This is a genomic window from Paenibacillus sp. R14(2021) (assembly GCF_019431355.1).
GTDB lineage: Bacteria > Bacillota > Bacilli > Paenibacillales > Paenibacillaceae > Paenibacillus_Z.
The window spans coordinates 950,559-963,643 of the sequence record NZ_CP080269.1 but is presented as its reverse complement, the minus strand read 5'-3'; the positions used below and the strand labels follow the sequence as shown (position 1 = coordinate 963,643).

Here is a 13,085-nt window from a genome sequence, read left to right as displayed (position 1 = left end):
AATATGGTAAAGGAAAACTACTTGGTTTCTGGTTTCTTAGTGTTTTTCCTCGTCCATGCTTCTTTGGTCGGGGTGGGGGCCTTAAGTTTTCAACATTTCATTTTTGCTTTTGCCGGCAACGATGCTTGGATCTCGGTACTTCTAACGGGGCTAAGCCTTCATGTCATCATTTGGATGATCTTTAAGATGCTTGGCAATCCGGCCAAAGATGTCATCGACTTGCATCGCATCCTTTTTGGTAAATTCCTAGGCAGCGCCGTTTCCTTGGTATTGGTCGGTTACTTTTTTATACTCGCTTTAACTGTCTTTCGCGGGTATATCGAAATCATTCAAATTTGGATATTTCCCAACTTTAGAACGTGGGAGCTGGCTTTTTTACTCGTCTGTCTCCTATATTACACCGTTTCCGGAGGATTTCGAGTCTTAGTCGGCTATAGTTTTTTTGGGGTCATTTTCTCCTTTTTGCTGCCATTGTTATTGTACTTCAATATCAAATATGGACATTTTATTAATGTATTGCCTATGTTTAATCATTCGATCCAAGATCTGCTCGCGTCTTCGAAATACTCAGGCATCCTGTTTATGGGATTCGAAAGTTTACTTCTTTATTTTCCATTTATCAAAGCCCCTGAGAAAAATGTAAAATGGGCCCATCTCGGTTTATTTATTATCACGCTCAAGTACTCCGTCCTCATATTCGTAACCTTCATGTATTTTAGTCCGGGGCTGTTAATGCATACCTACTGGCCAACCTTGGTCATGCTGAAAGTGATTGAGTTTTCATTTATAGAAAGGATTGAATTTATTTTTATCTGTATTTGGCTGATGATTATTATCCCCATGCTTTGTCTCTCGATTTGGAGCTGCACAAGAATAATAAAAAGAATGACGAATCTTAAACCCACATGGTCGCTATTCCTTATCCTGATCGCTATCTTCCTGGCCTCTCTTCCAATCAACGATCACGATAAAATCAATTGGTTAGGAAAAAATGTAGCCGAGATTGGATTTTATTTTGTTTATGCGTACATCCCGCTGCTATTTATCCTTTATTTGGTTCGCAGCAAAATCCCAAAGGAAAAATCAAAGACCATACAACCCGATTAAGAATGCAAAACACTAATAACAGCCATACTGCAGATCTGTATCGCTTTCATGATTACCTTTCTCCGTCCCAGCCGAACTGGCCGATGGACGTATAGTCGCCGCGGTAGGTACGCACCGTCATCCCCCACGCCCCAGCCGCCGTGCTACCCTTGAACGAATGACATATGGACGTTTTTGGTGGCAGTTTATATAATTTAAGCAGTCTCTGAACGTCCAGTTCCTTAGCCGCATCTGCCATGGTTGATTCCCCAGCGCGATATATGACCGTGTACTTTTGTATCAGTTTTAAACATTTTTCCTGATCGCTTTGTTTAATCAAGTGAATTTACAAATTATTTACGATTCGTTTGCGAAACTTTTCATAATGGGTCACGTTTAACTTCGCTGGAGGTGAAAATCATGAAAAATAAACTCGTCAAAAACCTGACCTGCACTGCTTTCGTTCTCTCATTAGTTATTCTTGGAACAGCGTGTGGTAACAGCAACAACAATGCCGGTGGTAATACTGCGGTGAATGCATCGACAAACGCCGCTGGTGACAACACAGTTGACAACTCGGCTGCTGCGAACAACGGTTCGTCTGCAAACGAAACTGTTTCAGAAGAAGATGCTCCTACCGAGATATCCGGCGTATTCAACGGAATCAATGCTGACAAGTCCGTAGAAATCGAAACCGACATGGGTCCTCTTTCCTATCAGGTCAGCGCTGAGATTGCCGACAAGGTTTCTAAATGGGAAAAAGGCACGAAAATAAAGTATCGGTACAAAGAAGACTCAATCACATCAATCGATAAAGAGTAAGACTGTGGATAATCATGCATCGCATATCCCTAAGGACGACTTGATCAGAGTCATCCTTAGGGATTTTTTGTCCCGATGGGAGAATCAAGAATGCCGATCCTCCCGCAAATGGACTCGTGACTTTGAAGTGCACCCTAACCAAGGCACCAAACGCGCACCTCCAAAATGCTTCATTCATTGCGTCCGCCGTGCTGTTCGTTGCTGCGTCGGCAGCATCATAAACCGGCGCTGTCGGGAATGTCATAATGTTCTTGTCAATTTTGGGAATGAGATAAAGTTCATGTCATATGACTTTGACAAGGAACTTTATCCCATAAAACAAAAAAACCGCGATTAACGCGGCATTCTGTTTCGCCATATCTTTGATATTCTCTTTCTTTTAACCTTAGTAGTCTTATTTCTTTAGGTACATAAAGAAATATAATCAAATCAAATTTATCACGGTTAAACACGCACAGGATTATAGCGCTTCGACTACATGAGCGGTAAGTTGTCGCTTGGTGAAGTCGAAGACGAATTCAACGACTTCGTTTTCCCGTTCTACGATCAACGTCGACTTTGTCGAAGACCCGCTTCGAGGGTAGCTGTCGATCGAATACGTCTGAGACAAGGTTCCATAAGGAGCTACCGCATAATCGAACGCGCCTCGGAACGGAAATACGAACGTGCGCCGATAAAGGCCATTCCCCTTATAGTACATGCGGGTTGTCTCGCTGTTGGAATCAAAATTGATCGCACCGACTTGATGTTGGAAGCTGCCGTATAGGATGACGCGGGCCGGAAGCTTGACGCCGGTCTCCGGATCGAAATCGTTCGTAGCGCCATAGGATGCATTTGGTATCGGGTTGCTTCCTCGGCCTCGGAGATTTTGTTCCGATTGCCAAAGCCGCTTGATCGTCTCTTCCTGACCGAATCCGAGCGGACAGCCGGCGCTAGCCTGATTGGCTTGATAACAGCAGGATATCGCTTCGCTTTCGCCGCTTGTCGGCATCGAGATGTGGCAGCTGCCCAATGTTCTGCGGACCGGCATTTGCAAATACGCATGGATGTTGTTCACGGCCGTCCATTGGAACGCATAGACCAAGAATTGATTGCGGCTCTCTGGATCCTGCGAGGCAAACCATGCAATCTGATCGTAGCCCCACCACTCCATCCAGGCTCGGCGTTCATACGGAATACCGTCGCTTTCGCTGAAGAACTTCCCTCCCCAATTATCGAGCTCCATCAACATCGGCAAGGTATCGCAAATCCAGCCGCTTGGCGTTACGCCGCCTTCGCTGAACCCTTCTTGCACCAGCGCGATCTTGTCTCCTGTCTGATCCAAGATCGGCATTCGCGAATAAGGCATGGAATGAAAGTCGAACAATAGCGTGCCGTTAATATTCACCCCGTGCGTATGCGCATCAAGCAGCACGATGCCTCGTCTTGCATGGTCTCTGGCGTAGTCCCTTATCTTCTGGAACAATGCAGTCGTTTTCTTAAACCCGTTGTCTTCGGCGGTATATAAATGGACTTGCCCCATATGGATCGCTTCGTACCCCGCATCAATATAACGCGCCGCCCTGTAGTAGAACCATAGCTGCGTCTCCAGCTTATTCATGTTCGGAATGCCGCCGTCCCCATCCCACACGAAGCCATGCGGCTTCGAAGCGAACAACATGTCCGCGTAACGGAACGTACGCTGTTCGACCGGCAATTGAAATGCCTCGAAAACCCAAACCGGTATTTCAATATTCTCCACGCCGGTGAAAATGGCTTCAAAAATGCACGTCTGCAGCATAATGTCCGGGTCGAGCTCGTGCACGCGTTCCGCAAGCGCCCGTGAGTTCTGGAAATGCGCGTCATCATCCGGTTCCAGCAACCACACACCCGCGGCGCGGCCGAGAAACTTGGCGCCGATGTTACCTATCATTCTCAAATCGTCGTCCAACGTCGTGCTGTTGACCAGATCCGCTGCCGTGACCGCTCGCGAAAGGTAGCTCTCCAACGTGTCGCGACTAATCGTTCCGTTAAACATAGACTGGGTCATACGCAGCCTCCAATATGGTATTTGTCTTGAAGTGAAGTTGTCCACTATCTATCTGGTATCGATTCCAGACAGACATATATTTCTACTATACCATCTTCTATATCAAATGAGAGATAATTCCCGGCTAATATACAAAAGTCCCGAATGAATCCAGGATTTCTTGAGAACTGTAAAGTTCTTTAAGCGCCTCATTTTTGCTTGCGACTGTTGAATGACCTACTCCAAAATTTTTGATCGCTCGAGCAGTTTATGAAAACGCCCATTATATGAAGTTATAGTAATGAACTCTCCTAGCAAAATCAAATCCGCCTGAGTTTGTTTGTTAATCTTAACCTCCTTGACCTTTGTCTCCATAATAAGTTCATCCTCTAAGAGCTCTTCAAGCAGAATACCGTTAAGCCAGTGGGCATGTTCAAAAATCTTTTGCTCTGTGTTTACAGCTACCCACTCGCAGCTGCTCTCGAAAAACCAAAACGATAATTAAAAGGATTATCGGCCACAAGATTGCCGAAACTACCGCGGCAACTTCAAAGTTAATCGTCATGACATTCCTACTCTCGTTTCCATATTTGGCATTGGATAGTTACTACATCTGTACTCTGAGCCTGGCGATCGCCGTAATGAATACGGATTGTACAGCTTCTGGCCAGGTAACGTCTCCTTCATGTCTAGCAACTGCTCGAATTTTAAACAAAAGCAGCCGAACGTTCATTCGGCTGCTTTATTGTAGCAATTTGTGGGGAGCTGTATTGATTCATATGTCGCTTACTCCTGAGGGATTCCTGCAGCCTTCACTTAACTCGTTAGCGAGTGAATATAATCCTTTTGTTTTTGATCCTTCGCCGAAAAGCATGCCGGAGAAAGCCATGTTTTTATAATCGGCTTTGCGACCTCCGTATCTAACATGATCTCGCCCTCCTCGATTTTTGCGGCTGCTGCCGCGATCTGATCAGCTGTTGGCTGAGAGCCGGCGCGGAACTGTGCTGTCGAAATGCCGAACGTCATCTCCAGATGTGGTGGATCGACGAATTGCACCCAATCGCCCCCCCAACTGAAACCGATCTCTTTCGCAAATTCATCCCAATCTTTTCGACTGTTACGATTACCGTCGATTTTCAGGTAATAAATATATATGCTTAGGGTTTTTACTTATTGTAACTATAAGTACCGTTAACAAAATAACTAATGACGAGCTAGCCAACAATATAATTCGTTTTTTCATTCTTATGCCTCCTTATATAATTGATAAAGTAATGACCACTGTACGTTGTGTAACTAGACTGCATAATTTCGAAACCAAAGCTAACCATTCCCTCTAACCTAAATGTACTCCAGAAAATGAAGCAGCTTTTAATGTGTCGCCTTCTATTTGTGTGTTAATATCCCACAACCTTTATCCCTTACTTTGACGCTCCCATTACTTGGGAAGTTGCGTTAAGTTCAACGAAGTTCAGTTGGTCATTTTCCGGCTTGCTGCCTTCATTAATACGCTTTCCAAGCTTTTCGCGGGAATGAGACCATGTTCTTGTCAATTTCGGTAATGGGATAAAGTTCTTGTCATTTGGTTTTGACAAGAACTTTATCCCATAAATACAAAAAGCCGCGATATACGCGGCCATTAATGAGATTATGTACTTGTCACCCGACATTGGGGGTCGTGCAGCCCTTTGGCTTCTAGTTATTCATAAGATGCCTCCGTTACTTCAGCTTTGTATTTATAAAAATATTTTTAGGGCTTTATCAATTGGCATATATGCATCTAAAGCTAGCTATACAGCTCCCCCATATCTTTTTTTGGACTTGGTGTTCGAACATGCAGTCGCTAACATTATGCTGCTGTTTGCTTAGATTCCTTTGGCAAACCCTCCAATTAATTCAACATTAATCTCTAAAATCCGTAATAAAATAAACAGATAAGCATCGGTAGAAATACACGTGTCAAACAGTTAAACCCGCGATCCATCGGGTGACTGCTCTTTTCGTATTGTTTCAATGATCCGCTTATCCCCTTCATCGTGTCCATCATTCCAGCACTCCTTCTCCCGTTACATCTCTTTAGATATACATATTCGTCTATACATTAGAGAATTCAAATGGGAGGGGAGCATCTATCTTATTTACAAGAAACCGTCAAAAAACACCGCTTGAAACGATCCGCGAGGAATTAAAGAAAAGAAAAAAACACTCCCCAGACATCTCGAATGAGTTAACTCTTTCAGAGAAAAAGCTCCTAGACAAAATTAGTTGGATTACCCAAGACCTTAACCTTAATAATGTGACTAGAACAAAAGCATATCTTGCATTTTATCTCCGTCACCCTGAAATCCATTGGGCCTTCTTAGGTCATATGGTATCTCGAAATGGCGGCTGGAATATGACCGATCTAAAGGGAGAGTTTCTTACTAAACTGCTCTCAGAAAAGGAGCGGAACTTATTTTTCCGTTTTTTAGAACGCGGCAATTGGCTGATTTTCCAAGATGTATACCCGCAATTTCTGCTATATGAAGAGAGTTTAAAGAAAAATAGACCCCTGTTTTATTTACTGCCTCAACTGAAGGTTTCTATTTTCATGGAAGCGATTTGGAACTATTTTTGGAGAGCCCGAGATACGCATATTCATTGTGTAGGACTAGTAATTAATGAACAAAGTTACTTGGAAAAAAGGGTCATTCAAAACCCCTATTATCAAAAAGAAGTTTTAAATAAAATTGAATTTCACCTTCAAGATTTGCTGTCATTGAATCAAATTCTTTTTCCTGCTGAAGGTAATCATTTTAAGGGGCAGACTCTATACCAATTCCAGTCTCTCCATGAGCGAATTTTATTTGGAAAAAAGCTCTATGCCGTTTTATTTAAGAATCAGGAATTTAATATACAGGCCTTGGAATGGGCAAAACGTAATCCGCATACGGGGTCAAGGAAGGATTACTGGCCACATCTATTTAACAGTGTAAATGAAGGTGTGGCGGGAATTACCTACCCATTAAGGTTAAAATCGTGCCAAATCCACAACGATGCAAAAAGATTTTACAGCCCCAAAATGGAGGTTGCTTGGAAAAATGTAAGCCAGCCAGCAGCAGAACCGGGGGATTGGTTTCAAGGAGATATACGTGTAGTGGATTATTTAGAAGATGACATAGAAATGATGGACGGAGAGATTAAGAAAGAATATTGTAAAACATTGGAGCGACTCGAAATTGCCGCATTTGCCAAAAAAGCGATTCACGTTTTGGAAGAATGATGTATGGGGCCCTTTCCAACATGAAAGTGAATAATTATTGTACCTTCACTATTTCGTCGGGTTCTATCTATCGGGATGGTATTATTTCCATCGTAATGAGCTCGCCGACTTTTCGGTCACCGCTTCGGAACGGCACTTTTATGGTCTTGGCCTTCCACCATGTGACCTTGTAGGTGCCGAGCATGGCCAGACGAACCCAGGAATGATCGACGGAGACCTGCAGCAACGCTTCTCGCGCATAACCCGTAATGGATAAGGGGGCAGCAACCCAACCCGGGAGTCATGAAATCAAAAATAAGGGGAAAACTGAACATGACAGATGAAGTGCTAAGGAGCGATAGCGTGTTAGCTAATAATGAGACTGCGGTTATTGTTTACTTTAACTCCCCGGACCAAGCGGAGCAAGCTTTGGCTAAAATGAAGAGCGAATTCAACGTAATTGAAGCTAAAGTAGATCGCTTCGACGGTTATCCGGGCGACGGCGTCGATCCGGGTAATCCGATCACAGGCGATATCCCAAGCCTCGGCGCGCTGACATTAGGCGGCGACTTTAGTCGCGATGCCGGGATATTAGCCGCAGCCAGCACAAGCGCGAGCGGACTAAGCGCAGGTGGGCCAGGCAATATGGTGACCGGCACCGATATCATATTGACTGCCATCGTCCCTCAAGAGAACAACCAGAGAGCAAAAGATATCGCAAATGAATTCGGCGCACTCCGTTAGGAACCAGCTCGTTTCCGGCAGTAGCCAGCTCAGGCAAATTGAAGGGCCAGATGTCCATCAGCAAACGTGGCCGACCAAGGCTTCGGCATGCCCTGTTCATGGCAACCATGGCCCCACGAAAATTGGCTTATTCGCAGGATCTCAAGACTGCACGGAGTATCGGATTGCGTTAAGCAAAAGGGCACAGACCCGTGCCGTTAGGATGACCGGACTCCACCACCGGATAGGCGTAACGAAGGAATGAAAGGGCATCGATCCGTCGAGAAATGGGAGTGAAGTCCTCCGGAGGTAAGGAGCGAAAACTCGCCCCTTCTGTTCCCGCATGCGCTTCGGTTGCCGAATTGTGATGTAAAAGAAAGAAGAATCCGCTGTTTCAGCGGATTCTTCTTTCTATATAATCGATTACATCGGTTGAATGGGATTGCCCTTCAAGATGTCTTCCACTTCTTGGTAGCCATCAAGGTAGGCAAAGTTATATCGCGCTGGAAGTGCGAACACGTATTTATCATTGCGAGTTAGTTCGCTTGGTCCCATAGGCGCTGCGCCAATGAAAAATTTCTCCTGCTGAAGGGCGTTCCATTGATCGATCGTAAAGACATAAATAGGGACGTCCTGTCTAGGCTTGTCAGCTGTCCATTTGGGGTGGCGGATGCCGATGGACGCGCCGCTTTCTACGACCTTACCGTCTGTCGCATCCTGACCTTTCCATTTGTCCGTTACGATCGTGTACCCTTTCCAACTGTCCGGGAGCGTGAAACGGAAGCCATATTGGGTATTCTCATAGACGGTTTGGTCAACTTGATTCACTTGTGCAACGACTGGTACTACCTGTTCAGCATGATTCGCTCTGTTTGCGGACACTACAGCCGGTACGGATACGGCGACAACAGCCACCAGCAGCATCAGCGCTGCGGCTCCCTTGTTTTTCTTTTTCATGTTCATTTCCTCCTCAAAAGCTTCTCGTTTTTATTTTGACTTAATTCACTACCGTGAGCGGCCTGTGAGACGAAATCCTTCACGACTTTCGTAATTCTTATAAGGTCTCGATGTCGTCATAGGTTTAAACCTTGATACGTAATATTATATTTTTGGATACTTGTACGAGCTTTGAGAAACTCAGGAGTAGGGGCCCGGGGCTTCACCATAAAGGTATGTGGAATGCCGCGAGAGGCGAAGATATATTCTCCATTTTGCACCAAAAACGTCTCATTCCCCAGTGTCATCTCTAACTCTCCATCCAACACGTAACAAGGGACGTCCCAAAATTACGCGAATCATAGATGACGCCGAAGCCATTCGCGTGGACATTCGAATGGGAGATTGCCGTCATGGAACTTACCGTGATCAATCCGGTTAAGGCCAACTTTGCGGCTAATTTATACGAGTGTTTCGATTTGTTCAACACATAGAAATTCACCTCTTATTTTTTTCGGAAACATGCGACGGTTGGCTTACAACCTCATATTACCCAGACCAAACTCGAAAGGAATGACAGAGCGGTAACGAAACAGTTACAAGAAGGTAACGAAAGTAGTAATATCAAAAAATAATGTTTTGGAAAGTTTGGCCTTATGCAAAGGCGTCACGGGGCAATATTGAATACATTGTGAACTTTGTGTTAAGGCTTATCTAATGGTATACCCGCGTGTTGATCTGCCATACAACGAGGATTACTTAGAGGAGCGACTCTCTACGGTTTATCCGCTGTATTTCGGGAATCTCGACTCCGGAGGTCCTTTCGTTTGGTTACAACTACGGAAGCCACTTTTATTTGTATGCATCGATGAATGAACGACCACGATCAGCTATTGAAGTGACGGATAGCAGCGGATCTGGCTGGCAGCCTTCAGTAGTCAATTTCCGAGAATGAGATAAAATTCTTGGCAATTTCGGTAATGGGATCAAGTTCTTGTCATTTGTTTTGACAAGAACTTGATCCCATAAATGCAAAAAACCGCGATTTTCGCGGTCTTTAATGAGACAATGTTTTAGTCACCCGACAATACTGAATTGTCATACTGTAGATTGTGCGCCTATTTTTGTCTTCCGGGTTAACAGTTTTTGCCGCTGTCTTGCTGCATCGGCTTCGTTCCGCTGTCTTCGGCCAGCTTGCTGCCATACTGATCGAGTCGGCCTGGATGTGATTCGGGGCCTCTCTTCTTCGGCTTATTATTTCTTCCTGTCAACGTTCCTCACCTCCATCACCGTTAAGATGAGCGGGACCGGATGATTTCATGCAAAGGCAAGCCGTATTTTTCTTAACACTCAGGTACATTGAGGACCACTCATCTCATAATATCCCTGTCTGATTACCGAAATTATTTTTCATGCATTTTCTGAAAGTTCTTGCCTTATAAAAAGCCGCGATTTTCGCGGCCTTTAATGAAATAATGTTCTTGTCACCCGACACGACCGATTCTGCCATTCTTTAATGAGCGGCACGATCTTGTTGGTGAAATTGGACTGATGCTTCTTCACGACCAGCGGCTTGAACTCGCTCCGCCGATCGCGCGGCACCTCGATCTCTTGTTCGCTTTTCCCATGCCTCCGGCATTTGAAACTGCTGCAACTGAGTTATGACTAGCCCCAAGTCTAACGTCAAGACATAGCTGTATCTGCGACATTTAAGTCATTTACTCATCCCATTTGGAATGATGGACAAGATGGCAAAAGTTAGGTCGCTTATATCCCGGAAGAAGCATTTCGCATATATCGGCGTTAATTGTTCCGAAGGTTGTTTCCGGTTTGTGTTTGAAGCCTTCCAAGAATGCATTCAAGATGTTGTGTTTTAACCCGCTGCGCGGAAAAGCCTCGACGACTTGCTGCCGCACTTCCGCTGAGATGAGATCGAAGTTCTTCCCGACCACATCATAAGCGACGCCAAAATTCATCAGCGCCACTTCGGTTTCCTTATATTCGACGATTCCGATGGAGGTATGCAGGGCAACTGCATCCCATACAAGCCGAACGGATTCTTCCGGGACGCCTCGACTTTTAAGAAAATCGCGGGCAGCATTAGCTCCATCGACCTCAAAGCGTTTGTCCGGGCTTCGGAATGCGGGAGTGATGCCAAGATCGTGGAAAAGCGAACTGATATAAAGCAATTCAGAATCGTATTTCATTTGATTCATGTTACCCCTCATAGCCGCAAACAGAAATGTCCGGTTCGAGTGGTTCCACAGAAGGTCGTCGGCATGATCACGCACTAATTCAGCAGCTTCAACGGCTAGTTTACTATCGGGAATCTTGATATCAGCGATTAAATTTGTCATCGACAACTTCCCCCTTATTCGGTTCGTATTAAAGGATTTGATCGTTGCGAGCACAATGCGTCAGTTTCTACTACAAGGAAACCTCAACTGAATGAAAGCTTGGCATGCCGCTCAATCACGGAATGCTCTCTTTACTTCGCGGGAACGGTAATTGTGCGGCCATCTTACAGAGACAGCAATTGGGATTAGGCGGTACCACTGTCATGTTTTGAGCATTATGCAATAGAAATGTAGTTAAATATGAGCGATTTATTTTCCCTTTTCGATCCCCCTTGTATTTAGTTTTATAGTTCAATAAATATTGAACTATTGAATAAAAAAGAATTTTTTACAATGTATCCAGAAATCCAGGTAAGTAAGTTCCCAAATGATACGAAGTGTTCGATTTTGAAGTACCTTGAATGTCTCCCACTTCTCCGCAATTCATCGCTTTCTTATTGGCGTATAGATTCATCCAATATTTATTGAGTAGTCTTAAAACTATTGTACTAAGAAATCGAAATAAATCAAGTCCCCCGCTGAAACTTGCCCTATTTGTGATACCGTTCTCCCCAAATAATCAATCTTAAAAGCCTGGTACACCTGCTCTTGCATAATAACCCTCATAAGCTGGTGCAGATAAATCTAAGTCATCCCCGAAGCTCAGCTTTTTGTCGGCACACTCCAACAACACAACCACTACACTGCACTACACTGCACTGCCCTGACCCCGCGCTCGCTGAGGCTTCAACGCCGATAGCAACAACAATACCGCCCCGATACCGACCATCAACCACAGCACCACCGTGTTACTGCTCGTCACACTCACCTCGTCATAATACATCGCGTTCCGAAGAGACGCTGCCGCGAACCTAAATGGTGTCCACGAGTACAACCAGTCTTGCGTTGTTTGCGGCAGAAACTCCGGCGCTATATTCATAACAGGCAACGAGAAGAACATGAGCAGAATGAGTATCGGTACCGCTGGCAACCCCAGCCAATTCAGCAGCATCGACTGAATCGCAAAAAACGCAATACCCGACAAAAGCGCCACCCACGTGGTCGCCTGATCGACGATAGCCATACCGTACCAATCGTGCGCCATCCACACAAGATACCCCGACACCAGCACCACAAAAATCGCACCCATAACCAGCTGCATCGCATATACGCCCATACGGCGTACACCGGACGATTTAACCTTTTGCGCGGAAAGCGCAAGAATGACACTTATAACAAGGCTCCCAATCCACATAATCTGCGTCAGCATCCCCGGCGCACTGCCGCTCGCATTGTTCAGCCCCACCGGATGCACCGTCTCCTCTACCACCATAAAAGGACTCATAATCGCCTTAGCCGCGCTAATCGGAATAACCGGAGACTCCGCCTCTACCTGACTAAGCAACTGACCCGTCAGCTCCGCACTCAGCATGCGTGATACCTGTCCGAGTACCTGCTTCACCGCAGTTGCCGCCTGCGTGTTCATCCCTTCGTTGCCGATCACCTTCACTGTTGCCGGTTTCGGCACCTCCGTCATAAACGACGCAATACCCTTGCTCAAATCCGCCGGAATAATGAACGCCCCGTAATAATCCTGCTGATCCAGTCCCGCGCGCGCATCCGCTTCAGTCGCCACCTCGTGCCAGACAAACGGCAACGCTGTATTTGCGAGCAACTTCTCCTTTACCATCGCCCCAATATTCAGCATACTGCCATCGGGAAGCGTGACTGCCTTGTCCTCAACTACGAGCGCCACCGGCAAATCCTTCGGCTTCGCGCCGAGTACCGACCCCATCATCGCCAGCCCCAACACCATCATGACAACAACAATACGAACCAAACCGATCCACAACATTTTTTGTCTGAATAACGCCATTTGACTCTCTCCTTATCCCTCACATTAGTGTACATAATGTTGATTATCATACATATC

General features: G+C 45.4%; 13 protein-coding genes. 5 read left to right on the top strand and 8 right to left on the bottom strand.

Annotated elements, in window-relative coordinates:
* The first annotated feature begins 3 nt into the window (after window positions 1-3).
* Window positions 4-1,107: a GerAB/ArcD/ProY family transporter gene (locus KXU80_RS04700; RefSeq protein WP_258171409.1), complete on the top strand. Its 1,104-nt coding sequence runs from the start codon at window positions 4-6 to the stop codon at window positions 1,105-1,107.
* A gap of 52 nt (window positions 1,108-1,159) precedes the next feature.
* Here KXU80_RS04700 and KXU80_RS04695 read toward each other — a convergent pair whose 3' ends face one another.
* The gene (locus KXU80_RS04695) at window positions 1,160-1,345 is read right to left on the bottom strand and encodes a hypothetical protein (RefSeq protein ID WP_219839287.1); all 186 of its coding nucleotides are present in this window, start codon (window positions 1,343-1,345) and stop codon (window positions 1,160-1,162) included.
* Window positions 1,346-1,506: 161 nt separating this feature from the next.
* Between KXU80_RS04695 and KXU80_RS04690 the strand changes: the two genes are divergently transcribed.
* Window positions 1,507-1,908, top strand: coding sequence for a hypothetical protein (locus tag KXU80_RS04690; RefSeq protein WP_219837118.1), 402 nt, complete (start codon window positions 1,507-1,509; stop codon window positions 1,906-1,908).
* Window positions 1,909-2,368: 460 nt separating this feature from the next.
* Here the strand turns inward: KXU80_RS04690 and KXU80_RS04685 are convergent, their stop codons facing one another.
* Together KXU80_RS04685 and KXU80_RS04680 are read right to left on the bottom strand one after the other, a co-directional pair.
* Window positions 2,369-3,937, bottom strand: a complete 1,569-nt coding sequence (locus tag KXU80_RS04685; protein ID WP_219837117.1) for a hypothetical protein — start codon at window positions 3,935-3,937, stop codon at window positions 2,369-2,371.
* 795 nt (window positions 3,938-4,732) lie between these two features.
* Window positions 4,733-4,972 carry a hypothetical protein gene (locus KXU80_RS04680; protein ID WP_258171252.1) on the bottom strand — a complete coding sequence of 80 codons (240 nt, stop codon included), beginning with the start codon at window positions 4,970-4,972 and terminating at the stop codon, window positions 4,733-4,735.
* A 1,240-nt stretch (window positions 4,973-6,212) separates the two neighbouring features.
* Here KXU80_RS04680 and KXU80_RS04675 point away from each other — a divergent pair.
* From KXU80_RS04675 to KXU80_RS28365, 3 genes are all read left to right on the top strand, one after another.
* Window positions 6,213-7,178, top strand: coding sequence for a DUF2515 family protein (locus KXU80_RS04675; protein WP_308858187.1), 966 nt, complete (start codon window positions 6,213-6,215; stop codon window positions 7,176-7,178).
* A 342-nt stretch (window positions 7,179-7,520) separates the two neighbouring features.
* Entirely contained in the window at window positions 7,521-7,901 is a 381-nt protein-coding gene (locus KXU80_RS04670; protein ID WP_258171251.1) for a hypothetical protein, read from the top strand.
* A 50-nt stretch (window positions 7,902-7,951) separates the two neighbouring features.
* Window positions 7,952-8,074, top strand: a complete 123-nt coding sequence (locus KXU80_RS28365) for a hypothetical protein (protein WP_219837115.1) — start codon at window positions 7,952-7,954, stop codon at window positions 8,072-8,074.
* Between the two features lie 229 nt (window positions 8,075-8,303).
* Here the strand turns inward: KXU80_RS28365 and KXU80_RS04660 are convergent, their stop codons facing one another.
* The 5 genes from KXU80_RS04660 to KXU80_RS04645 all read right to left on the bottom strand — a co-directional run bounded on the left by KXU80_RS04660 (window position 8,304) and on the right by KXU80_RS04645 (window position 13,028).
* Window positions 8,304-8,837: a hypothetical protein gene (locus KXU80_RS04660; protein WP_219837114.1), complete on the bottom strand. Its 534-nt coding sequence runs from the start codon at window positions 8,835-8,837 to the stop codon at window positions 8,304-8,306.
* Between the two features lie 116 nt (window positions 8,838-8,953).
* Window positions 8,954-9,124 carry a hypothetical protein gene (locus tag KXU80_RS28360; protein ID WP_219837113.1) on the bottom strand — a complete coding sequence of 57 codons (171 nt, stop codon included), beginning with the start codon at window positions 9,122-9,124 and terminating at the stop codon, window positions 8,954-8,956.
* Window positions 9,125-9,952: 828 nt separating this feature from the next.
* Window positions 9,953-10,087 (bottom strand): hypothetical protein, encoded by a 135-nt coding sequence (locus KXU80_RS27850; protein WP_258171250.1) that lies wholly within the window; start codon window positions 10,085-10,087, stop codon window positions 9,953-9,955.
* 447 nt (window positions 10,088-10,534) lie between these two features.
* Window positions 10,535-11,173 (bottom strand): HD domain-containing protein, encoded by a 639-nt coding sequence (locus KXU80_RS04650; protein ID WP_219837112.1) that lies wholly within the window; start codon window positions 11,171-11,173, stop codon window positions 10,535-10,537.
* Window positions 11,174-11,861: 688 nt separating this feature from the next.
* Window positions 11,862-13,028, bottom strand: a complete 1,167-nt coding sequence (locus tag KXU80_RS04645; protein WP_219837111.1) for a YhgE/Pip domain-containing protein — start codon at window positions 13,026-13,028, stop codon at window positions 11,862-11,864.
* Window positions 13,029-13,085 lie beyond the last annotated feature (57 nt).